We start from the raw sequence: 21,647 nt of genomic DNA, 5'->3' as shown, positions 1-21,647 counted from the left end.
CGTAATCCGACACCACCCCGAAAGCCGCTTACTTCATGCACGCCGGCGTGATCTTTTTCTCTTCGGCGTACTTGCCCGACGATTCCTCGACCAGCTTGCGCACCAGGGCCTTGTCGCCGACGATCCATTTCGGCGTGATGGCGGTCCACTTCTTGCCATCCCACTGCTGCACTTTCACGGCGCCCGAGCCTTCATGGTCGTCGCAGCTGGTTTTCACGGTGGGGAACATGCCCAGGGCGCCGACTGCCTTCTGGCGCGCATCGTCGACGTTCAGGTTTTCCAGGCCCCAGCGCATCTGCTCGCCCGTGATCGGTTTGCCCTTGCCGAATTTTTCCTGCGCCACGCGGATCGCTTCCACCCACAGGATGCCGGCCGTTACGCCGCGCATGTGGTAAACGGAGCCGATGCGCGACTGGTCGGACAGGTTGCCCTTGCCGGACGCGTAGAGTTTCTTGCGGATGTCGTCGAGCACGGGGTAGTTGCCCGGGGTATTGAACGTCATCGCCGTGTAGCCCTTGGCCGCGTCACCCGATGGAATCGTGTCTTCCTCGGAGCCGGCCCACCAGACGCCCAGCATTTTGTCGCGCGGGAAGCCGTTGCGCTGCGCCGTCTTGATGGCAACGGAATTCATGACGCCCCAGCCCCACAGGATCACGTGGTCCGGCTTGGCCTGGCGGATTTGCAGCCATTGCGATTGCTGTTCGCTGCCTGGCGGCGCGACGGGAATTTTTACCAGTTCGAAGCCGTACTGTTTCGACAGCGCTTCGAGCACGGGCAACGGCTCCTTGCCGAAGGCCGAATCGTGGTACAGGTGGACGATCTTCTTGCCTTTCAGCTTGTCCATGCCGCCATCCTTGTCGCCCAGGTACTTGATCATGGCGGCGGCCTGGCTCCAGTAGCTGGAGATCAGCGGATACACATACGGGAAGACCTTGCCGTTGGCGGCATCCGAGCGGCCGTAGCCGATCATCGTCATGGGGATCTTGTCCTGCGCCACGCGGTCGAGGATGCCGTAGGCGACGCCCGTGGACAGGGTTTCGACCAGGGTGGCGCCGCCCTGCTTGGTTTTCAGGCGTTCATAGCATTCGACGCCGCGCGACGGGTTGTATTCGGTTTCGCATTCTTCCCAGCTGATTTTCACGCCATTGACGCCGCCGGCCTGGTTGACCAGGTTGAAGTAATCGATGATGCCGCCGTAGAAACCGGAGCCGCCGGCCGCGTAAGGACCCACGCGGTAGGACGGCAGGGCGATGTACTGTTCCTTGTCCTGCGCCTGCGCGCTGCCTGCCATGGTGAGTGCGGCACTGGCGATGGCGGCGGCCAGCATGAGCGATTTGATGTGTTTCATTGTGTGTCTCCTCTTGTTTTATTTGGTATTCAAGTGAACCGACATCGACTGCAAAAACTTAATGGGGGAAGGGCCAGAGGCGCAGTTTTTCCTTCGCGATCTGCCACAGCCTGGCCAGGCCGTGCGGCTCGACGATCAGGAAGAAAATGATCAGCGCGCCGAACACCATCAGTTCCAGGTTCGAAGCCACGCTGGTCGGCAATGCCAGGCCATGCGCGATGGTGTTCAGGAAGACGGGCAGCAGCACGATGAAGGCCGCGCCGAGGAAGGAGCCCAGAATCGAACCGACGCCGCCGATGATGATCATGAACAGGATGCGGAAGGACAGGTCCAGGTTGTACGCTTCCGGTTCCACCGTGCCCAGGTAGGCATACGCATACAGGGCGCCGGCCACGCCGCAGTAGAAGGAGCTGACGGCAAACGCCAGCAGCTTGGTGCGCATCAATCTGAAACCGATCACTTCGGCCGCCATGTCCATGTCGCGCACGGCCATCCACGAGCGGCCCACGTTGGAGCGGATCATGTTCTTGGCCAGCAGCGCCATGCCGGCGACGATGGCCAGCACCAGCAGGTATTTGCTTTGCGGCGTATCGAACTGGTAACCGAGGATGGTCATCTTCTGCACCGTGATCACGCCCGAGGAGCTGTAGTTGGTCAGATACGGGATCTTGGTCAGGCACCAGACGACAAAGAACTGCGTCGCCAGGGTGGAGGCGGCCAGGTAAAAGCCGCGGATGCGCAAGGAGGGCAGGCCGAAGGCGATGCCCACCATGGCCGCGCACAGGCCGCCGAGGATGAAGGACACGAGCAGCGGCAAGCCAGGCAGGCGGGCCATGAAGTTATACGAGGCAAACGCGCCCACGGCCATGAAGGCGGCCGTGCCCAGCGACAGCTGGCCCGCGTAACCGGTCAGGATGTTCAGGCCCAGCGCCGCCAGCGCGAAGATCAGGAAGGGGATCAGGATCGCCGACAGCATGTAGGGCGAGGCGAAATACGGCAGGAGGAAGACGGCGACGAGCAGCGTGGCCGTCAGCGCCAGGCGGTCTTGCCTGATCGGGAAAATCTGGTTGTCAGCCTGGTAGCTGGTCTTGAATTGTCCTGCTTCACGGTAAATCATGGCGTGTCCTTTACTGGCTGTTGGGGTGTTTGTCGGATTACGCCTTCGGCTAATCCGACTTACGATGCTCTTGGGGCCTTATATTCGCCGGATGATCTTCTCGCCGAACAGGCCTTCCGGACGCACCAGCAGGAACAGCAGGGCCAGCACATACGGGAACCAGCCTTCGATGCCGCCGCCCACCATGGGGCCGAGGTAGACCTCGGCCAGTTTTTCCGACGCGCCGATGATCAGGCCACCGACGATGGCGCCCGGCACCGACGTAAAGCCGCCGAGGATCAGCACGGGCAGCGCTTTCAGGGCGATGAAGGTGAGGGCGAACTGCACCCCGTTGCGCGCACCCCACAGCAAGCCGGCTACCATGGCCACCAGGCCCGCCACGCCCCACACGACGGCCCAGATGCGCTGCAGCGGGATGCCCACGGCCAGCGCCGCCTGGTGGTCGTCGGCGACGGCGCGCAAGGCGCGGCCCACCTTGGTTTTCGAGAACAGCAAGGCCAGGCAGATCACCAGCAGCGCGCAGATGCCGGCCGCCACCACGTCGAACTGCGAGACGATGATATTGAAATGGTCCATCAGGAAGGGCATCGGCACGTCTTCGATGGGCAGGTCCAGCTTGTGCACCTGCGAGCCCCACATCAGCTGCGCCAGGCCTTCGATGAAAAAGGTCAGGCCGATGGTGGCCATGAACAGCGTGATTTCGGGCTGGTTGACGAGGGGCCGCAAGACGACTTTTTCAATCGCCATGCCCAGCACGATCATCGTCACCATCGTCAGCGGGATGGCCAGCCACAGCGACAGGCCGAACTTGTCCATGATGCCGACGCAGGTGAGGGCGGCGAAAAACACCATCGCTCCCTGCGCAAAATTGAACACGCCCGACGCCTTGTAGATCAGCACGAAGCCGATCGCCACCAGCGCGTACATGACGCCCGACAGCAGGCCGCCGATCAGCACTTCAAAGAAAAAATTGATATTCATGAGGGTTCCAATGGGTTGCGCGTAGCCCTGCCCGATTACGGGCAGGTCGTTTCGCCGGCCGGCAGCGTGCTGCCTGAATTCCCGGCTACACTGCCGAGATAGGCGTTGATGACATCCTGGTTGCTGCGCACCTCGTCGGGCGTGCCGTCGCCGATCTTCTTGCCGTAATCGAGCACCACCACGCGGTCGGAGATATCCATCACCACGCCCATGTCGTGCTCGATCAGCACGATGGTCGTGCCCAGCTGGTCGTTGACGTCGAGGATGAAGCGGCACATGTCCTGCTTTTCTTCCACGTTCATGCCGGCCATCGGTTCGTCCAGCAGCAAAATTTCAGGTTCGGCCACCAGCGCGCGGCCCAGTTCCACGCGCTTTTGCAAGCCGTAGGGCAGGCGCCCCACGGGCGTCTTGCGGATGGCCTGGATTTCCAGGAAGTCGATGATCTCTTCGGCCTTCTTGCGGTGCTCGATTTCCTCGCGCCGCGCCGGGCCCCAGTACAGGGCTTGCAGCAGGAAATTCGACTTCATCTTGAGGTTACGCCCCGTCATGATGTTGTCCAGGACCGTCATGCCTTTGAAGAGAGCGATGTTCTGGAAGGTGCGCGCGATGCCGGACTTGGCGGCCGCATAGCAATCCATGCCGCGCCGGTGCTCGCCCCGGTAGATGATCTCGCCCTGCTGCGGGCGGTACACGCCATTGATCACGTTCAGCATCGAGCTTTTGCCGGCGCCGTTCGGGCCGATGATGGCGCGGATTTCATGCTGCTTGACGTCGAAGGAGATGTCCGTCAGCGCTTTCACGCCGCCGAACGACAGCGAGATGTTCTTCAGGTCGAGGATCACGGGGCCCGTCTTGCGGGCCGTGCCGAAATGGGCGTCGGGTTCGTTCATTTGCATCGTGCTGTGCTCCATCATGCGGCCAGGCCCTGGGGCCGGTACGTTTTGCTGTCCCAGATCTGCAAGTCGGCGCTGGTCGAACCGGTGCGGCCATCCTCGAATTTCACCTGGGTCTCGATGTATTGCGTTGTCTTGCCTTCATACAGGGCGGAAATGAGCACCGCGTACTTTTCGGCGATGAATTTGCGGCGTACCTTGCGCGTGCGCGTCAGCTCGTCGTCGTCCGGATCGAGTTCCTTGTGCAGCACGAGGAAGCGGTGCACCTGCGTGCGGTCCATCAAGGGGTCGGCCGCCAGTTCCGCGTTGACTTGCTCGATGCAGTCGCGGATTAGGCCATAGGTTTCGGCGCGCGCCGCCAGGTCCGTGTAGCCGGAGTAGGCGATGCCGCGCCGCTCGGACCAGTTGCCCACCGCTTCGATGTCGATGTTGATGAAGGCGCACACCTGGTCGCGCGCATGGCCGAAGGCCACCACTTCCTTGATGAAGGGGAAGAACTTGAGCTTGTTTTCGATGTAGTTGGGCGCGAACATGGCGCCGCAATTCATCTTGCCCACGTCGGCCGCGCGGTCGATGATTTTCAGATGGCCTTCGCTGTCGAACACGCCCGCGTCGCCCGTATGGAAGTAGCCGTGATCGTCGATCACTTCGGCCGTGGCGTCGGGACGCTTGAAGTAGCCGCTCATGGTGGCGGGCGACTTGACCAGCACTTCGCCATTGGCCGCCAGCTTGACTTCCACGCCCGGCGCGGGCAAACCGACGCTGTCGAACTTGATATTGCCGTCCGGTTGCAGACACACATAGGCGCAGGTTTCGGTCGAGCCGTACAGCTGCTTGAGATTGACGCCGATGGAGCGGTAGAAGCGGAACAGGTCGGGGCCGATGGCGGCGCCGGCCGTGTAGGCGACGCGCACGCGCGACAGTCCCAGCACGTTTTTCAGGGGGCCGTAGACGAGCAGCTCGCCCAGCTTGTAGCTGATGCGGTCTGCCAGCGGCACGGGCTTGCCGTCCAATATCTGAGCGCCGCAGCGCTTGGCCACGTCCATGAAATGGCTGAACATGTGGCGCTTGATGCTGCTCGCGTCTTCCATGCGTATCATCACGCTGGTGAGCATGTTCTCGAACACGCGCGGCGGCGCAAAGTAGCAGGTGGGGCCGATTTCGCGCATGTCGATCATCACCGTGTCGCCCGATTCGGGGCAGTTGACGGTGAAGCCCGCCACCATGGCTTGCGCCAGCGAGAACAGGCAGTCGCCTACCCACGCCATGGGCAGGTAGGACAGGATGTCTTCATTGTCGGTGAGCTTGTCGAAGGCGACGCCGCCTTCGCCGGCTGCCAGCAGCGCCGTATGGCTCTGGCACACGCCCTTCGGCTTGCCCGTGGTGCCCGAGGTGTACAGGATCACGGCCGAGTCGCTGCCTTGGCCCGCTGCCACGGCGGCGTCGAAAAAGCCCGGATGTTCGCGGTCGTAAGCCCGGCCCAGCACCTGCAGGGCGGCAAAGGACGTCAGCTCCGGCTGGCGGTAATGGCGCATGCCCCGTTCATCGTCATAGGCGATGTGGGCGACGTGCGGATACAGGGCCTTGAGTTCGAGCAGCTTGTCGACCTGCTCCTGGTCTTCGACGATGGCGTAGCGGATTTCCGCATCCTGCAGCACGTAGGCCATGTCGGCGGCCGGCGCGTCCTGGTACAGTGGCACGGGCACGCCGCCCAGGCTTTGCGCGGCCAGCATGGCCCAGTACAGGCGGGGACGGTTGTCGCCGATGATGGCCAGGTTCATGCCGCTCTGGAAGCCGATGGCGGCCAGGCCGCAGGCCAGCGCGCGCACTTCCTCGTTCACCTCGGACCAGGTCCAGGTTTGCCAGATGCCCAGGTATTTTTCGCGAAATGCGGGCTTGTCGGATCGTACTGTCCCGTGTTGCAATAAGCGCCGCGGAAAAGTCGGCATTGCTGCTGTGGTATTCGTTTGCACCAGTGTCTCCCTGTTGCTTGTCTCAGGCCCCACCTCGTTGGATGGCGCTCTGTGTTTTTTATGTGTAAGGCGTTTGTGCAATGATAGTAGCCTGCGTTAGTTTGCCAAGTTGTCTTTTCGGGGACATTTACCCACTTTTCGATGGTGCATCGCACAATGATCAATCCTGATATCAGCCTCAAGGATGCCGTGCGCGCGGCCCACTGGGCGCAGCTGCTCGATCCCGTGCAAATGGCCCGGGTCGAGGCCGATGTGTTCGAGACTTTCGTGCCGAAAGGCGGCTTTGTCTGCCGCAAGGGCGAGCCGGTGGACAACTGGATCGGCGTCATCAGCGGCATGGTCAAGATGAATAATTTTTCCGCTTCCGGCAAGGCCATGACGTTTACGGGCTTGTCACCGGGCAGCTGGTTCGGCGAAGGTTCGCTGCTCAAGCGCGAGATGCGCAAATACGACACCATCGCCGTGCGCGATACGCGCGTGGCGCGCTTGCCTGCCACCACCTTCCACTGGCTGCTGGAAACGAGCCTGCCATTTACGCGCTTCCTGCTGATGCAGCTCAATGAGCGCCTGGGCCAGTTCATCGGCATGGTGGAAAACGAACGCCTGCTGGACCTGAACACGCGCGTGGCGCGCTGCCTGGCGTCGATGTTCCACTCGCACCTGTACCCGAGCGTGGACACCCTGGTGCAACTGTCGCAGGAAGAAATCGGCCTGCTGTCCGGTTCCTCGCGCCAGCGCGCCAACCAGGCCTTGCAGGTGCTGGAAAAAAAGGGTTTATTGCGCCTTGATTACGGCGGCATCCGCGTGCTGGACCTGGAAGGCTTGCGCCGCTACGAGGCCGATGATGCAGAATGAGGTCGCGCTGCCGGAGCACTCTGCAAGTGCCTGGCTAATCGCGGTATCATAGACACTTCCCAGCACGCACCTTCTCGCCGCCATGCAGACATCCGTTCAGAGTACTCCCGCCTCCCGTTTGACCGAGCTGCGTGCCGCCATGCGCGCGCAGCGGATCGATGCGCTGATCGTGCCATCGGCCGACCCGCATTTGTCCGAGTACCTGCCGGCGCGCTGGCAGGGTCGCGAATGGCTGTCGGGCTTTACGGGTTCCGTCGGCACCCTGGTCGTGACGCAGGATTTTGCCGGCGTGTGGACCGATGGCCGCTACTGGGAGCAGGCGGAAGAGGAACTGGCCGGCAGCGGCATCGTCCTGAAGAAAATCCCGTCCGGCGCCAGCGTGCTGTATATCGACTGGCTGGGCGAAACCATGCAGCCGGGGCAGACGGTGGCCGTCGACGGCGCCGTGCTGGGCCTGGCCAATACGCGATTGCTGCAGCAGGCGCTGGGCGGGCAAGTGACCCTGCGCACGGACACCGACGTGCTGCAAGCCGTGTGGCCGGAACGCCCGGCCATGCCGGCCGCGCCCGTGCTTGAGCATGCAGCCGCCTATCCATCGCTGTCGCGCACGCAGAAACTGGCCGCCCTGCGCGCCGGCATGGCCGCGCACGGCGCCAGCCACCACGTCATTTCCACGCTCGACGACATCGCGTATCTGTTCAACCTGCGCGGCGCCGACGTCAGTTACAACCCCGTCTTCCTCGCGCATGCGCTGGTGGGACCGGAGCGCGCCACCCTCTTCGTCGCCGACGGAAAAGTAGCCTCCGCCCTGCGCGCCACCCTGGAAAGCGAAGGCGTGGACGTGGCCGCGTATGACCGCGCGGCGGCCGCGCTGGCCGCCTTGCCTGCCGGCGCCACCTTGCTGCTCGATCCGCGCCGCATCACGTTCGGCACGCGCCAGGCCGTGGCCGAGGGCATACGGGTGGTCGAAGCCATCAACCCGACCACCCTGACCAAGTCGCGCAAGACGGACGGCGAAGCGGCGCACGTGCGCGCCGCCATGGAGCAGGACGGCGCCGCCCTGTGCGAATTTTTCAGCTGGCTGGACGCCACCCTGGCCGATCCGCAGCGCGCGCCGTTGACGGAAATTGGTATCGACGAGCACCTGACGGCCGCCCGCGCCCGCCGCGCGCACTTTGTCAGCCCCAGTTTCGGCACCATCGCCGGCTTCAATGCGCATGGCGCCATCATGCATTACCACGCGCATGCGGATACGGCAGCGACCATCGAAGGCGATGGCTTGCTGCTGATCGACTCGGGCGGCCAGTATTGGGGCGGCACGACGGACATCACGCGCGTCGTCCCCGTCGGCACGATCACTGCCGAGCACAAGCGCGATTTCACCCTGGTCTTGCGCAGCATGATCGCCCTGTCGCGCGCGCAGTTCCCGCGCGGCGTGAAGTCGCCCATGCTCGACGCGATTGCCCGCGCACCGCTGTGGGCCGAGGGTATAGACTTTGGGCATGGCACGGGCCACGGCGTGGGCTTTTTCCTCAACGTGCATGAAGGGCCACAATCGATTTCCCAGTCCGCCATGCCGGAGCCGCAGACGGCCATGGAACCGGGCATGATCACTTCCATCGAGCCGGGCATCTACCGGCCGGGACAGTGGGGCATCCGCATCGAGAACCTGGTGCTCAACGTACCCGCAGGGACGACGCAGTTCGGTGAATTCCTCCGTTTCGAAACATTGACCCTGTGCCCGATCGATACGCGCTGCGTGGAACGCTCGCTGTTGCGCGACGACGAGGCGGCCTGGCTCAACGAGTATCACGCCACCGTGCGTGCGCGCCTGGCGCCGCTGTTGTCCGGCGATGCGCTGGCGTGGCTGGAACAGCGCACGGGAGCCATCTGATGCGCTCGACCCGCGCCACGTCCGCCATCGAGCGGCTCAAGGAACGCACCGGCAACCGCCTCTACACGATGGCGCGCACGGGCGATGAACTGTTTTTCCTCACCGAAGGCCCCGGCTTGCCGCCTCTGTGCCCGCCGCTGGAACTCGACGCCTTTGTCGCCTTCGTCAATGGCCTGGGACCGCAAAAGGCGCGCCGCGTCAGCAAGCTCGATGTGGCGTTTGAAAAGCAGCTGACGAAAAAGCCCCAGGATTAAATGCCGACCATCGACTTCCTGCGCGCCTACTGGTCGCCGGCCGAGCTGGCGACGAATGGCGTGATCCTGCTGAACCTGCTTGGCGCGCTGCTGCTGGGCCTGCTGGTGGGTTACGAGCGCTCGTATCACGGGCGTGCGGCAGGCATGCGCACCTACAGCCTGGTCTGCATGGCCTCGGCCGCGCTGACGGTGCTGGGCGGCTATCCCGAGTTCTGGTACGGCGGCCATGGCGCCATCGTCGGCAGCGATCCCACGCGCGTGATCCAGGGCATCGTCACGGGCGTGGGTTTCCTTGGCGCCGGCGTCATCATGCGCGAGGGTTTCAATATCAGCGGCCTGACGACGGCCGCCTCGATCTGGGCCTCGTCCGTGATCGGCATCATGGTCGGCATCGGCTTTTATCTGTCGGCCATGGGCCTGGCCTTCCTGTGCGCAATGGCGATGATTTTTCTGTCAAAATTGGAGAACTGGCTGCCGTCGCGCCACGCGGTGGCCATCACCATGCGCTTCCGCCAGGGGTTCATTCCCCGCGAAGATGCGCTGCGGCGCATGGCCGCCAAGCGCGGCTACGACATCGCCGGCGGCTCGCTGACCATCGGCAGCAACGAAGGCATGCAGGAATGGCGCTTTGTCGCCATCGCGCATGGCAAGAACACGGGCGCCAGCCTGTCGGCCATGTCGGCCGAACTGGCCGCCTTCGAAGGCATCGCGGGCTTCCAGCTGTCGCATGCCCGCAATTAATACGGATGCCGAGAGGATGGACATGGATGCACAGGCCCAAGAGGTACTCGATTTCTGGTTTTTGCCGCCGGATCACCCTGGCCATGGCCAGTCGCGCATGGAATGGTTCCGCAAGGATGACGCTTTCGACGCGCAGATACGTGCGCGTTTCGGCGCGCTGATCGATGCCGCCATCGACGGCGGCTTGCGCGCGTGGGATGCGACGCCGCACGGCGCGCTGGCGCGCCTCATCGTGCTCGACCAGTTTACGCGCAATGTGTATCGCGGCACGCCGCGCGCCTTTGCCGGCGATGCTCAGGCGCTGGCGCTGGCCATCGCCTTGACGCAAGCGGGGCAGGACGGGCAACTGCCGCCGATGCTGCGCGCTTTTGCCTACCTGCCGTTCGAACATGCGGAAGACCTGACCATGCAGGCGCGCGCCGTCGAGCTGTTCCAACTGCTGTCGCAGGCGCAACCCGGCTTTGACGGCATGCTCGATTATGCCGAGCGTCACCAGGAAGTCATCGCCCGCTTTGGCCGCTTCCCGCACCGCAACGCCATCCTGGGCCGCGCTTCCACGCCGCAAGAGGTGGAATTCCTGCGCCAGCCGGGATCGAGTTTCTAGCCTATCGCCATGAACGTTACACTCAATATCATCGGCGCCGGCCACGTGGGCAAGGTGCTGGGCCGGCTGTTCGCCGGCGTGGAAGGTGTCGCCGTGCAGGACGTGCTGACGCGCTCGTTGGCCTCGGCGCAAGCGGCCGTGGCTTTCATCGGCGCCGGCACGCCTGTCGACAGTTATGCGGCCTTGCGCCACGCCGACGTCACCATGCTGGCCGTCTCGGACGACCAGATCGGCCCGGCCTGCGCGGCGCTGGTGGCCGAGGGACGCCAGGCGGGCGCCATCGTGTTTCACTGCAGCGGCGCGCTGGCCTCGAACGTGCTGCTGGCGGCCACGCAGGCGGGCGCGTTTGTCGCCAGCGCCCACCCGATCCGCAGCTTTGCCGACCCGGCACAGGTGGCCGCCACCTTCGACGGCACGTTTTGCGGCGTCGAAGGCGATCCGCTGGCGCTGGCCTTCCTCACGCCGGCCCTGAATGCCATCGGCGCGCGCCCCGTGCCCATCGATCCGGCCGCCAAGACCCTGTATCACGCCGCCGCCGTCTTCGCCAGCAATTACCTGGTGACGGTGCTCGACGCCGCCTTGCGCGCTTACCAGGCAGCCGGCATTCCCGAGCCGGTGGCGCGCGAACTGGCGCAGCCGCTGGTGACGGAAGCGGTGGCCAATGTATTCCGCCTGGGCGCCGCGCCCGCGCTGTCCGGTCCCATCGCCCGCGGTGATTCGGCCACCGTGCAACGCCAGCAGCTGGCCGTGCAAAGCTGGGATGCCGCCACGGGCGAGTTGTACCGGGCGCTAGTGGCGCCCACGCAGGATCTGGCCAGGCGCAAGCGCGGCGGATGACTCAGGCCGCGTGCACGCCGTTGCGGCCGTGATGCTTGGCCTGGTACAGGGCGCTGTCGGCGCGCGAAAAGAAGGCCGATTCGCTCTCCTCCGGCCGGTACTCGGCCACGCCCAGGCTGATCGTCACGGGTAGTTGCGGCGCGGGCAGGCCGAAATCGTGGCCTTCGATGGCGGCGCGCAGGTTTTCCGCCACTTCCGCCGCTTGCGCCAGGCTGCAGTTATTCAGCAGTACCAAATATTCCTCGCCGCCCCAGCGCGTGATGACGTCGCTTTCGCGCACGGTGGCGCGCGCCACGTCGGCCACGCCACGGATGACCTTGTCGCCCCACAGGTGGCCGTGCGTATCGTTGACGCGCTTGAAGAAATCGATGTCGAAGAGGATGGCGGACATCGGTTGCTCGTTGCGCCTGGACAGGAGCATGGCGCGCTGGAACAGCAATTCCAGCGATTGGCGGTTCAATAGACCGGTCAGCGCATCCGTCGAGGCGATGCGCTCGATGCGGCGCTGGTAGCGGTTCACCGTCAGCAAGGTCAGTACCAGTACCAGCAGGGTCACGCCAAAGCTGATGGCCAGGTTGAAGATGAACACGCGCTGCAGCGACTGGACTTCGTCGCTGACATTCTGCTCGACCACCAGGTACCAGCCCAGTTCGGGAATGAAACGCGAGTTGACGAGGATTTCCGCGCGGCCCAGCTGGTAAGACAGATGCGTCGGTTCGCTGCGGTGGTTGATGATCTGCCCGGCAATGGCGCTCACGCCGGGCAGGCTGCGGATGTTGCCGCGCCCGTTGCGCATGGTCTTCCCTGCCAACACCAAGGTGCCGGCGGCATCGACGAAATAGATGTTGCGGTGGAAGCGCGCCTGGTAGCGGTCGATGATGTGGCTCATGGTGTCCAGGGTCAGGCCGATGCCGGTGGCGCCGATGAACTGGCCGTCGTAGTCAACCACGCGGTGGTTGATGAAGATGGTCATGCTGTCGCGGTTGGCCATGTCGATGTCGACATTCGTTTCATAGTCGCTCTTGTCCATGGCGCGCACGCGGTAGTACCAGACGTCGCGCGTGGCCTGCGGGCTGACGGATTTCAAGGTGCCTTCCGCGTAATAATATTTGCTGCTCTTGTCCGAGACGAGAAAGCTGGTGATGGCGCCGTACTTCTTCTTGACCTCGGCCAGGTAGCGCACGATCTGTTCCGGCTTGTTTTCGCCGGCCAGTATCCAGTCGCGCACGAAGGTGTCGTGCGCCATCAGCGAGGAAATGAAGACGGGGCGCAGCATGTCTTTCTGGATTTCCGAATAAATATTGTCACCCGTCAGGGGCAGGGTCTGGTCGGCGATGCCGTGTTCAATGGCCTGGCGCGAGGCCAGGTAGCTGGCCAGGCTGGTCGCCATGAAGCCCGCACCCAGGATCAGGGTCAGGAGGATGAGTAGGCGGTATTTGATCGACAGAAGACGCATGGAGACGGGGGAGTGGCCGGCGGGAAGGCTATCGTGACGCAAGCCAAAAGTATGCAGCAGGGCGGGTATTGGCGCAATGATAACTGGCTTTATTGATAATTTACGCTGGCGAACGCGACAAGATAACCACGACTTACCAAATAAAAGTGCCGATTTGTCGACAAAGATGCCAATTAGCAATAAGATTTGACGAGGGGAATCATTGCGCACCGCCCCTGTCTTGCCGCCCGTTCAGGCACAGGATATTACGCGCAGGGAGTGTTGCATGTTATTTTTAAAGAGTACGTCCGTCAGCAAGGCCCCCGGCATCTACGAGGTCGACATCGCCGCCAAGCCGCCTGGCAAGACCTTCGGCATTTTTCTCGCCACCGATCCCGACCATCCACCATCAGCCTTGCTGGGGCAGTTGAAGGCACTGGGCTTCGAGAACACCTATAGCTCGCCCTACCTGCACAAGGATGGGGGCAAAGTGCTGGACCTGCATTTCCAGAAGGATGGCACGGATATCTTCAAGGGCTGGAAAACCGAGGAGTGCACGCACAACCTGGCAGCCATCACGGCCCTGTTCGAGGAGCATGGCATCACCATCGCCCCACGCGTGATGTCGATGGCGGAAGCTTACGCATAATTTGCTTCAACCCGTCTCCACGCCAATGTGATACAGCGCCCACGGGCAGCTGGCGAACCGTTCCGCCAGGGGCAGTGCCGCCACGGCCGCGATGCGGTCCGCATCGTGGATCGCCCATAGCGGCCCCAGCCCGCCCAGCGCCATCGCCTGCCCGTCCAGGTGGGTGGCGACAATAAAACGCTGTGCGCGCGCCTGCGCCATGGTCAGCGCCGCCGCATAACCATCCACGGCGCGCAGCAGCAGGCGAATATCACCTTCTTCGGGCGCGCCCGCCGCCTTCAAGACATCGACCAGCAACGGCCCGCGCAAGGCATGCGCCTTGCCGTCGTATTCCAGGGTGGGGTGGATGGTGCGCGCCGGCAAGTTCGCCAGCGCCGCAAAGTCGAATGCCCGCGCCCGCTCAAAACTGATCTTTTGCTTGTGCATCATCTGGTCGCGCACGGCGTCGAACGGACCCCGGTTGGGCTTGTCGATGCTGCCTGTGATGGTCAGCAAGGCCGGACCGCGCAGGCCGGCCGGCGCCGCCTGGGCGATGGCGGGCAGGGCCGCGCCAGCCATGGCGGCGGCGAGAAACTGGCGTTTATGCATGCACTTCTCCTTTTGACTGAAAATCGATAATGTTCTTAAGTCTATCTTAAGTTCGCTCAACGGTGCGTATTTTACGGTTATTGTCAGTTTGGAATGTTGGCTTACATCTTGTCACAGTTCTTACGGAATGGAGAAAGACGTAGCTTTTTTTGGCTGTTATGGTGTCCTCATCGCACTTCGCTGAACTGCGAATCCAGGCAACATTCACTAATTGAGAGAGAGAACATGATGAAGAAGAAAATCCTGTTTGCAATGATCGCTTCCGTTACCGCACTGACCGGCATGAGCGCCGCACACGCCGAGGGCGCCTATGTGGGTGCCGGTGTCACGGGCAACCGCTATAACTTCGATATTCCTGGCGCCACCAGCGCCGATAATCACAGCGGCTACAAGGCCGGCGCCAAGATATTCGCCGGTTACGATTTCGATAAGACCTGGGCGGTCGAGGGTGGCTATGCCGATTTCGGCAGCAAGGATTACAGCTATGTCACGGGCGCCGGCAACGGTTCCGTGAAAAGCGATTCGCACGGCTACTACCTGGCCGGCAAGGCCACCATGCCCGTGACCGACAAGGTCGGCGTGTTCGGTAAGCTCGGTGTGGCCAAGGTCAAGAACAGCGTGAGCGGCACGGGCCTGTCGACCGGCATCAGCGGCAACGACAAGACGGGCGTGTACGCTTCCGTCGGCGCCCAGTACGCGATCAACGAGAAAGTCTCGTTGACGGCGGAAGTGGAACACTTCGGCAAGAGCGCCGACCAGGGCCGCAAGGCTACCGGCCTGGCCCTTGGCGCACGCTACAACTTCTAATCACGTAGAAGCTTGCTGAAAAAAAAGGCAGTTACCGCGAGGTAACTGCCTTTTTGCATGGCCGGACCGAAATTACGTGGTCAAAGGCTTGTAGCGGATACGTTTTGGCTTCGCGCCTTCTTCGCCCAGGCGTTTCTTCTTGTCGGCTTCGTATTCCTGATAGTTGCCGTCAAAGAAGGTGACTTGCGAGTTGCCTTCGAATGCCAGGATGTGCGTGGCGATACGGTCGAGGAACCAGCGGTCATGGGAAATGACCATGACGCTGCCGGCAAATTCCAGCAAGGCGTCTTCCAGCGCGCGCAAGGTTTCCACGTCCAGATCGTTCGACGGTTCATCGAGCAGCAGGACGTTGCCGCCCATTAAGAGGGTTTTCGCCAGGTGCAGACGGCCGCGTTCACCGCCGGACAGGTTGCCCACTTGCTTTTGCTGGTCCGAACCCTTGAAGTTGAAGCGGCCCAGGTAGGCGCGCGACGGCATTTCAAAGCGGCCGACCGTCAGCATGTCGGCGCCGCCGGAGACGTCTTCGAACACAGATTTGTTGTCAGCGAGACTATCGCGGTTCTGGTCGACGATGGACACGCGCGCCGTCTGGCCGATGGCCACTTCGCCGCTGTCCGGTGTTTCCTTGCCGGTGATCATCTTGAACAGGGTCGACTTACCGGCGCCGTTGGGGCCGATGATGCCGACGATGGCGCCTGGCGGCACGGTGAAGCTGAGGTTGTCGATCAGCAAACGGTCGCCGAACGCTTTCGACACGTTCTTGAACTCGATGACTTCATTGCCCAGGCGTTCGGCCACGGGAATGAAGATCTCCTGCGTTTCGTTGCGCTTCTGGTATTCGTGCTCGGACAGTTCGTTGAAGCGGGCCAGGCGGGCTTTCGACTTGGCCTGGCGCGCTTTCGGGTTCTGGCGCGACCATTCCAATTCCTTCTGCAGCGCCTTCTGGCGTGCCGATTCCGTCGCCTCTTCCTGCTTCAGGCGGGCTTGCTTCTGGTCCAGCCAGGTCGAGTAGTTACCCTTCCATGGAATGCCGTGGCCGCGGTCCAGTTCCAGGATCCACTCTGCCGCGTTGTCGAGGAAGTAGCGGTCATGGGTGATGGCCACCACGGTGCCGGGGAAGCGCAGCAGGAATTGTTCCAGCCAGTCGACCGATTCCGCATCCAGATGGTTGGTCGGTTCGTCGAGCAGCAGCATGTCCGGTTTCGACAACAGCAGCTTGCACAGCGCCACGCGGCGCTTTTCACCGCCGGACAGCACGCCGATGGTGGCGTCCCATGGCGGCAGGCGCAGCGCGTCGGCGGCCATTTCCAGCTGCAGATTCAAATTGCCGCCGTCGGAAGTGGAGATGATCGCTTCCAGGCGTGCCTGTTCCGTGGCCAGGGCGTCGAAATCGGCGTCTTCCTCGGCATACGCGGCGTACACGGCTTCCAGCTTGGCTTGCGCTTCAAATACTTCGCCCAGGCCCGATTCCACTTCCTGGCGCACGGTTTTTGCCGGGTCCAGCTGCGGTTCCTGCGGCAGGTAGCCGATGTTCAGGCCTGGCATCGGCACGGCTTCGCCCTGGATGTCGGTGTCGATGCCTGCCATGATCTTCAGCAGGGTCGATTTGCCGGAGCCGTTCAGGCCCAGCACGCCGATCTTCGCGCCTGGGAAGAAGGAGAGGGAAATATCTTTCAGAATCTGGCGCTTGGGCGGGACGATTTTGCCCACGCGATTCATGGTGTAGACGTAATTTGCCATTAGAAATCTCGGGTGATATACAAAGACGGACAGGATACGGTAAACGCCCGCTTCCGGCCAGCGCTGCGCGCTGCGGAAACGGACGCCAGGGCAAGACTAGACGGCGCTGCGCGCGCGGCGGCCGCTCCACAGGCCTTCGGCCGCATACAGACCCAGCGCCGTCCAGATGACGAGGAAGCCCAGCATGCGCTCGGGCGTGAACGATTCGTGGAAGACCCACACGCCGATCAGGAGCTGGCCCGTGGGGGCGATGTATTGCAATAGCCCCAGCACGGCCAGCGGCAGGCGGCGCGCGCCGGCGGCAAACAGCAGCAGGGGAATGGCCGTGATGGGGCCGGACGCCAGCAGCAGCGCGCGCGTGGCGGTGGAATCTGTGTTGACGAAGCCGCTCTGGCCATGCCAGGCCAGCCACAGCATGTAGGCCAGCGCCAGGGGGAACAGAATCAATGTTTCAAACGACAAGCCTTCCAGCGCGCCCAGCGCGGCTGTCTTGCGCAGCAAGCCATAGCCGCCGAACGAGGCCGCCAGCAGCAGGGCGATCCACGGCACTTGACCCGCCTGCCAGGTGAGCCAGGCCACGCCGCAGGCGGCCAGGCCGATGGCCAGCCACTGCAGGCGGCGTAGGCGCTCGTGCAGCAGCAGGAAACCCAGCATGACATTGATCAGGGGCGTAATGAAGTAGCCGAGGCTGGCGTCGACCACGTGGCCGTTGTTGACGGCCCAGATATAGATGAACCAGTTGGCCGAGAGCAAAAACGCACTGGCAACAAAGCTGGCCACGACCCTGGGCTGCGCTTTCAGGCTGCCCAGCCAGCTCCACTGCCGGCGCACGGTCAGCACGATGCCGAGGAACAAGAGCGACCAGACCATGCGGTGCGCCAGGATTTCCTGCGGCGCGATCTCGCCGATGGCGTGAAAGTACAGGGGGAACAGGCCCCAGCACAGGAAGGCGAGGGAGGCGTACAACATGCCTGGATTCATGATGGGCTTCGCAGGAGAGTAGACAGTCTGTCATTATGTCTGAAAACATCGGGGGCTGCCCGGCGCCGCTGACGAGGCGTAGAATGGCAACAAATCAATGGCCGCAAGCCCGCGCAGCAAGGCGGAGTGGCACAAAATCACGACTTTGGGGTAGCCCGGAACCATGCAAAAATACTCTTGCTATTTGCTAATACCTATCATATTGTGCGATGCAACAAAACAAAAACGGGTGCAATCTTGACGTCGGAACATAAAAAAAGCGGCCTTGCCGGCATGACCCTGGCGGCCGTCGGCATCGTTTACGGCGATATCGGCACCAGTCCGCTGTACACCTTGAAGACCGTCTTCGACCCGGCCCACGGCCTGATGCTGTCGCCCGAGAACCTGCTGGGTATTGTCTCGCTGATTTTCTGGGGCCTGACCCTGATCGTCTCGCTCAAGTACGTGACCCTGGTGCTGCGCGCCGATAACCGCGGCGAGGGCGGCATCATGGCCCTGATGGCGCTGGTGCTGTCGTCCGTCAGCCGCCTGTCGCGCTGGCATTTCCCGCTGATGGTGATCGGCGTCTTCGGCGCCACCCTGTTCTATGGCGACAGCGTGATTACGCCGGCCATTTCCGTGCTGTCGGCGATCGAGGGCCTGGAAGTGGCCACGCCCGCCTTCAGTCCGTATGTGGTGCCGCTGACGATGGTGGTGCTGGTGGCGCTGTATTCGGTACAGTCGCACGGCACGGCCGGCATCGGCCGCTATTTTGCCCCCATCATGGTGCTGTGGTTTGCCGCGCTGGCCGGCATGGGCGTGGTCAACATCATCAAGTCGCCAGCCATCCTGGCCGCGCTCAATCCGCTGCACGCGGCGACCTTCCTGATGAATAACGGCTTCGTTGCCTTCGTTGCCCTGGGCGCCGTGGTGCTGGCGCTGACGGGCGCCGAGGCGCTGTACGCCGACATGGGCCACTTCGGCAAGAAGCCGATTCGCCTGGCCTGGTTCCTGATCGCCTTTCCCGCGCTGGCGCTGAACTACCTGGGCCAGGGCGGTCTGCTGCTGGCCCATCCGGAAGCCGTCACGAATCCGTTTTACCAGCAGCTGGGCGCGTGGAGCGTGTACCCGCTGGTGATCCTGTCGACCATGGCCACCGTGATCGCCTCGCAGGCGACCATTTCCGGCACCTTCTCGATGACCAAGCAGGCCATCGCGCTGGGCTTCTTGCCGCGCATGCGCGTGCGCCACACGTCGGAAAGCGAAATCGGGCAAATCTACATTCCCGCCGTGAACTGGCTGCAACTGGCCGTGGTGCTGCTGGCCGTCATCGGCTTCGGTTCCTCGGAAAACCTGGCCGCCGCCTACGGTATCGCCGTGACGGCCACCATGCTGTCGACCACGATCCTGACCTTCTTCGTCATCCGCTACCGCTGGAAGATGAACCTGGCCCTGTGCTGGGCCGCCACGGGCTTTTTCCTGATCATCGACGTCAACCTGGTGTCGGCCACTGCCCTGAAACTGTTCCATGGCGGCTGGTTCCCGCTGCTGCTGGGCTCGATTCTGTTCATCGTCATGCTGACCTGGAAGCGCGGTCGCCAGCTGGTGTTCCAGAACCTGGAAAAGCATGCGATCCCGCTCGACGACTTCCTCTCGTCGCTGTTCATCGCACCGCCGCTGCGTGTACCGGGCACGGCCATCTTCCTGCGCGGCGAAACGGATGGCGTGCCGCATGCGCTGCTGCATAACTTGCTGCACAACAAGGTGTTGCATGAGCGCGTCATTTTCCTCACCGTCTTCATGCATGAAGAGCCGTGGGTGGCGCCATCGGAGCGCGTGCGCGTGGTGGACCTGGGCCACCAGTGCTACCAGGTCAATGTGCATTACGGCTTCAAGGATGAACCGGACATTCCGGCCGCGCTGGCGCAATGTGCCCAGCAGGGACTGGATTTCGAGATGATGGAAACGTCGTTCTTCATTGCGCGCCAGACCATTATCTCGACGCCGGGCGCTGGCATGATGCCGTGGCGCGAGCACCTGTTCGTCACCATGTCGCGCAATGCGCGCACGGCGGCCGACTACTATCAGATCCCGAGCAACCGGGTGATCGAACTGGGCACGCAGGTGGAAATCTAGATGATGTGGCCATTTTGGCAATGTTGTATCGGTGCGCAATTTATCGCCGTGCTTACGTCTGCTTACAAATTGGCTGCGCGACTCCTGTTAAACTGCTGCTCGCACCGGTCCGCACCGTACGGGCTGAGCCACACACCAATATTTAAAGGGAAACCATGAAATCGGTATTTCAAATGATCGCCACCCTCGCTTGCGCCGTGGCCCTGACCGCCTGCGGTGCTGCTGCCAACACCGAGAAGCCGGTCGTGCTCGACCCGAATACGCAAGTGAAAGAACTGACCATTACCGATACGGTGGTCGGCACCGGCACGGCAGCGGCGGCGGGCGACACCCTGCTGGTGACCTATACGGGCTGGCTGTATGACGCGAGCAAGCCGGGCAACAAAGGCACGCAATTCGATGCGAGCCCGGACGGCGCCGGTTTTACCTTCGCTCTGGGTATCGGCCGTGTCATCCTGGGCTGGGACCGCGGCCTGGTCGGCATGAAGGTCGGCGGCACGCGCACCCTGGCCATCCCGTATGACCTCGGCTATGGCAAGGCGGGCAGCGCGCCGAAGATTCCTGGCTACGCCGGCTTGCTGTTCGAGATCAAGCTGGTGAGCGTGACGAAAAAGTAAGCACGCGCAGGGCAGCAAATAAAAGGGCGATTCCACGGAATCGCCCTTTTTGCTTTGGCGGCCCCCTTACGCCTCGGGCGGGGCCAGCTCCTGGAAGTAATACGTGGCGCCGCCCAAGTTGGCAGGCGCGTCGTATTGCAGCACTTGCGTGCGGCGCAGCGCCACCGGTGCGCTGAAGGCGGGGCCGTCGTAGACGAAGGTGTGGAATTCGCCGTTTTCGCCGCAGGCGTCGACGCCGGGCGGCAGGTCGGCCAGGAAGGACGCATCGAACTCGCGCCCGCAAAATGCGCGCGGCAAGTGCTGGCCATTGATGCACACGACGATGGCCTTGAAGCCGGCGGCGAGAAATTCGTCGACCAGCGCGCGGCGGTCCCCGCCCCACAGGGGCAGGTGGGCCGTCAGGCCGGCCGCGGCGCAGACTTTTTCTTCCCAGTCGCGGTGCGGCTGCAAGTCGATGTCGCCAAACAGCGCATGATCGATGCCCTCGGCCTTGGCCGCGCGCAGCATGGCGATGAATTGCTCTTCATAGCTGGCCCAGCTGGCGTGATAGCGCTGCAGGCGCGCGCCCAGGCTGGCCGCCTGCGCGGCGAGCAGCTCGGGCGGCACGCCGTGCGAGCGCGACTTGCGGCCATCTTCATCCATGGCCGTGATCAACAGGGGAACGGCCATGCCGGCGTTGCGCGCGCGCCACAGGGCCAGGCAGGAATCCTTGCCGCCGCTCCAGGAAATCAGGGCCGTCGTCACGCCGCAGCTCCCGGCGCCGCGCGCAGCATGTCGACGTGCTGTATCCCATCTTCATCGTAGGGCGCGCTGACGGTGACAAAACCGAAGGACTGATAGAAACGCTCCAGGTACTGCTGCGCGCCGATGCGGACGGCGTGGCCGGGGTGCTGGCGTTCAGCGCGGGCGATGCCTTCCGTTAATAGCTGTTTGCCGGCGCCCGTGGTGCGCGCCTCGGGCGCCGTCAGCACGCGGCCCAGCGACATTTCCACATACTTGGCGCCCGGCGCCAGCACGCGCAGGTAGGCGCCCAGCCGGCGCTGGCCATCGACCGTTTGCCAGCCCAGCAAATGCATGGCTTGTTGGTCATGGCCGTCCAGGTCCGGATAAATGCACTGCTGTTCGATGACGAACACGCGCTGGCGCAAGGCCAGCACCTGGTACAAATCGTGGGGGCCGAGTTCGTCGAACGTGTTCCATTGCCAGCTGATCATGGGT

At 63.0% G+C, this 21,647-nt stretch carries 21 protein-coding genes; 10 read left to right on the top strand and 11 right to left on the bottom strand.

Annotated elements, in window-relative coordinates; translation table 11 throughout:
• Positions 1-28: 28 nt before the first annotated feature.
• From ASN89_RS11320 to ASN89_RS11300, 5 genes are all read right to left on the bottom strand, one after another.
• Entirely contained in the window at positions 29-1,348 is a 1,320-nt protein-coding gene (locus ASN89_RS11320; protein ID WP_034752814.1) for an ABC transporter substrate-binding protein, read from the bottom strand.
• 58 nt (positions 1,349-1,406) lie between these two features.
• Positions 1,407-2,465, bottom strand: coding sequence for a branched-chain amino acid ABC transporter permease (locus ASN89_RS11315; RefSeq protein ID WP_034752817.1), 1,059 nt, complete (start codon positions 2,463-2,465; stop codon positions 1,407-1,409).
• Between the two features lie 78 nt (positions 2,466-2,543).
• Entirely contained in the window at positions 2,544-3,440 is an 897-nt protein-coding gene (locus ASN89_RS11310) for a branched-chain amino acid ABC transporter permease (protein ID WP_185982135.1), read from the bottom strand.
• Between the two features lie 41 nt (positions 3,441-3,481).
• Positions 3,482-4,342 carry an ABC transporter ATP-binding protein gene (locus ASN89_RS11305; RefSeq protein ID WP_058049361.1) on the bottom strand — a complete coding sequence of 287 codons (861 nt, stop codon included), beginning with the start codon at positions 4,340-4,342 and terminating at the stop codon, positions 3,482-3,484.
• A gap of 14 nt (positions 4,343-4,356) precedes the next feature.
• The gene (locus ASN89_RS11300) at positions 4,357-6,288 is read right to left on the bottom strand and encodes an AMP-binding protein (RefSeq protein WP_058049337.1); all 1,932 of its coding nucleotides are present in this window, start codon (positions 6,286-6,288) and stop codon (positions 4,357-4,359) included.
• Between the two features lie 180 nt (positions 6,289-6,468).
• Here ASN89_RS11300 and ASN89_RS11295 point away from each other — a divergent pair, with 180 nt between their 5' ends.
• The 6 genes from ASN89_RS11295 (at position 6,469) to ASN89_RS11270 (ending at position 11,497) form a co-directional block, all read left to right on the top strand.
• Positions 6,469-7,167, top strand: a complete 699-nt coding sequence (locus ASN89_RS11295) for a Crp/Fnr family transcriptional regulator (RefSeq protein WP_046681887.1) — start codon at positions 6,469-6,471, stop codon at positions 7,165-7,167.
• 82 nt (positions 7,168-7,249) lie between these two features.
• Positions 7,250-9,061, top strand: a complete 1,812-nt coding sequence (locus ASN89_RS11290; RefSeq protein WP_058049336.1) for an aminopeptidase P family protein — start codon at positions 7,250-7,252, stop codon at positions 9,059-9,061.
• Complete coding sequence (locus ASN89_RS11285; RefSeq protein WP_046681889.1) at positions 9,061-9,315, top strand: hypothetical protein; 255 nt, start codon at positions 9,061-9,063, stop codon at positions 9,313-9,315. The genes ASN89_RS11290 and ASN89_RS11285 overlap by 1 nt, the downstream gene beginning before the upstream one ends.
• Positions 9,316-10,056 (top strand): MgtC/SapB family protein, encoded by a 741-nt coding sequence (locus ASN89_RS11280; RefSeq protein ID WP_046681890.1) that lies wholly within the window; start codon positions 9,316-9,318, stop codon positions 10,054-10,056.
• A 16-nt stretch (positions 10,057-10,072) separates the two neighbouring features.
• Positions 10,073-10,660: a DUF924 family protein gene (locus tag ASN89_RS11275; RefSeq protein WP_058049335.1), complete on the top strand. Its 588-nt coding sequence runs from the start codon at positions 10,073-10,075 to the stop codon at positions 10,658-10,660.
• Between the two features lie 9 nt (positions 10,661-10,669).
• Positions 10,670-11,497, top strand: coding sequence for a Rossmann-like and DUF2520 domain-containing protein (locus ASN89_RS11270; protein ID WP_058049334.1), 828 nt, complete (start codon positions 10,670-10,672; stop codon positions 11,495-11,497).
• Between the two features lies 1 nt (position 11,498).
• Here ASN89_RS11270 and ASN89_RS11265 read toward each other — a convergent pair whose 3' ends face one another.
• Entirely contained in the window at positions 11,499-12,995 is a 1,497-nt protein-coding gene (locus tag ASN89_RS11265; RefSeq protein WP_235501944.1) for a sensor domain-containing diguanylate cyclase, read from the bottom strand.
• A 223-nt stretch (positions 12,996-13,218) separates the two neighbouring features.
• Between ASN89_RS11265 and ASN89_RS11260 the strand changes: the two genes are divergently transcribed.
• On the top strand, positions 13,219-13,581 hold the full coding sequence (locus ASN89_RS11260; RefSeq protein WP_058049332.1) for a hypothetical protein: 363 nt from the start codon (positions 13,219-13,221) through the stop codon (positions 13,579-13,581).
• A 6-nt stretch (positions 13,582-13,587) separates the two neighbouring features.
• Here ASN89_RS11260 and ASN89_RS11255 read toward each other — a convergent pair whose 3' ends face one another.
• On the bottom strand, positions 13,588-14,169 hold the full coding sequence (locus ASN89_RS11255) for a molybdopterin-dependent oxidoreductase (protein WP_046681895.1): 582 nt from the start codon (positions 14,167-14,169) through the stop codon (positions 13,588-13,590).
• Between the two features lie 225 nt (positions 14,170-14,394).
• Here ASN89_RS11255 and ASN89_RS11250 point away from each other — a divergent pair, with 225 nt between their 5' ends.
• Positions 14,395-14,976, top strand: a complete 582-nt coding sequence (locus ASN89_RS11250) for a porin family protein (RefSeq protein ID WP_046681896.1) — start codon at positions 14,395-14,397, stop codon at positions 14,974-14,976.
• A 72-nt stretch (positions 14,977-15,048) separates the two neighbouring features.
• Here the strand turns inward: ASN89_RS11250 and ettA are convergent, their stop codons facing one another.
• Together ettA and rarD are read right to left on the bottom strand one after the other, a co-directional pair.
• A complete protein-coding gene (ettA, locus tag ASN89_RS11245) occupies positions 15,049-16,716 on the bottom strand; it encodes an energy-dependent translational throttle protein EttA (protein ID WP_034752850.1) in 1,668 nt (555 codons plus the stop codon).
• A gap of 96 nt (positions 16,717-16,812) precedes the next feature.
• Positions 16,813-17,697: an EamA family transporter RarD gene (gene rarD, locus ASN89_RS11240; protein WP_046681897.1), complete on the bottom strand. Its 885-nt coding sequence runs from the start codon at positions 17,695-17,697 to the stop codon at positions 16,813-16,815.
• A 237-nt stretch (positions 17,698-17,934) separates the two neighbouring features.
• On the opposite strand from rarD, the gene ASN89_RS11235 reads away from it, so the two are divergent.
• Positions 17,935-19,812, top strand: coding sequence for a potassium transporter Kup (locus tag ASN89_RS11235; RefSeq protein WP_046681898.1), 1,878 nt, complete (start codon positions 17,935-17,937; stop codon positions 19,810-19,812).
• Between the two features lie 155 nt (positions 19,813-19,967).
• Positions 19,968-20,429, top strand: coding sequence for an FKBP-type peptidyl-prolyl cis-trans isomerase (locus ASN89_RS11230; protein WP_138828949.1), 462 nt, complete (start codon positions 19,968-19,970; stop codon positions 20,427-20,429).
• 66 nt (positions 20,430-20,495) lie between these two features.
• Here ASN89_RS11230 and ASN89_RS11225 read toward each other — a convergent pair whose 3' ends face one another.
• Complete coding sequence (locus ASN89_RS11225) at positions 20,496-21,173, bottom strand: diphthine--ammonia ligase (RefSeq protein ID WP_058049331.1); 678 nt, start codon at positions 21,171-21,173, stop codon at positions 20,496-20,498.
• Positions 21,170-21,643 (bottom strand): GNAT family N-acetyltransferase, encoded by a 474-nt coding sequence (locus ASN89_RS11220; RefSeq protein WP_058049330.1) that lies wholly within the window; start codon positions 21,641-21,643, stop codon positions 21,170-21,172. The genes ASN89_RS11225 and ASN89_RS11220 overlap by 4 nt, the downstream gene beginning before the upstream one ends.
• Between the last annotated feature and the right edge of the window lie 4 nt (positions 21,644-21,647).

Source organism: Janthinobacterium sp. Ant5-2-1 (assembly GCF_001445815.1).
In the GTDB taxonomy this organism is placed as follows: domain Bacteria; phylum Pseudomonadota; class Gammaproteobacteria; order Burkholderiales; family Burkholderiaceae_D; genus Janthinobacterium; species Janthinobacterium lividum_E.
The sequence above is the reverse complement of the archived record's forward strand: the minus strand, read 5'-3'. Positions and strand labels throughout refer to the sequence as shown.

What these genes read in the sequence shown, in the direction of transcription:
- ASN89_RS11320 (WP_034752814.1), bottom strand. Translation starts at nt 1,348, where the DNA reads ATGAAACACATCAAATCGCTCATGCTGGCCGCCGCCATCGCCAGTGCC.
- ASN89_RS11315 (WP_034752817.1), bottom strand. Translation starts at nt 2,465, where the DNA reads ATGATTTACCGTGAAGCAGGACAATTCAAGACCAGCTACCAGGCTGAC.
- ASN89_RS11305 (WP_058049361.1), bottom strand. Translation starts at nt 4,342, where the DNA reads ATGCAAATGAACGAACCCGACGCCCATTTCGGCACGGCCCGCAAGACG.
- ASN89_RS11300 (WP_058049337.1), bottom strand. Translation starts at nt 6,288, where the DNA reads ATGCCGACTTTTCCGCGGCGCTTATTGCAACACGGGACAGTACGATCC.
- ASN89_RS11295 (WP_046681887.1), top strand. Translation starts at nt 6,469, where the DNA reads ATGATCAATCCTGATATCAGCCTCAAGGATGCCGTGCGCGCGGCCCAC.
- ASN89_RS11290 (WP_058049336.1), top strand. Translation starts at nt 7,250, where the DNA reads ATGCAGACATCCGTTCAGAGTACTCCCGCCTCCCGTTTGACCGAGCTG.
- ASN89_RS11285 (WP_046681889.1), top strand. Translation starts at nt 9,061, where the DNA reads ATGCGCTCGACCCGCGCCACGTCCGCCATCGAGCGGCTCAAGGAACGC.
- ASN89_RS11280 (WP_046681890.1), top strand. Translation starts at nt 9,316, where the DNA reads ATGCCGACCATCGACTTCCTGCGCGCCTACTGGTCGCCGGCCGAGCTG.
- ASN89_RS11275 (WP_058049335.1), top strand. Translation starts at nt 10,073, where the DNA reads ATGGACATGGATGCACAGGCCCAAGAGGTACTCGATTTCTGGTTTTTG.
- ASN89_RS11270 (WP_058049334.1), top strand. Translation starts at nt 10,670, where the DNA reads ATGAACGTTACACTCAATATCATCGGCGCCGGCCACGTGGGCAAGGTG.
- ASN89_RS11260 (WP_058049332.1), top strand. Translation starts at nt 13,219, where the DNA reads ATGTTATTTTTAAAGAGTACGTCCGTCAGCAAGGCCCCCGGCATCTAC.
- ASN89_RS11255 (WP_046681895.1), bottom strand. Translation starts at nt 14,169, where the DNA reads ATGCATAAACGCCAGTTTCTCGCCGCCGCCATGGCTGGCGCGGCCCTG.
- ASN89_RS11250 (WP_046681896.1), top strand. Translation starts at nt 14,395, where the DNA reads ATGATGAAGAAGAAAATCCTGTTTGCAATGATCGCTTCCGTTACCGCA.
- ettA (WP_034752850.1), bottom strand. Translation starts at nt 16,716, where the DNA reads ATGGCAAATTACGTCTACACCATGAATCGCGTGGGCAAAATCGTCCCG.
- rarD (WP_046681897.1), bottom strand. Translation starts at nt 17,697, where the DNA reads ATGAATCCAGGCATGTTGTACGCCTCCCTCGCCTTCCTGTGCTGGGGC.
- ASN89_RS11230 (WP_138828949.1), top strand. Translation starts at nt 19,968, where the DNA reads ATGAAATCGGTATTTCAAATGATCGCCACCCTCGCTTGCGCCGTGGCC.
- ASN89_RS11220 (WP_058049330.1), bottom strand. Translation starts at nt 21,643, where the DNA reads ATGATCAGCTGGCAATGGAACACGTTCGACGAACTCGGCCCCCACGAT.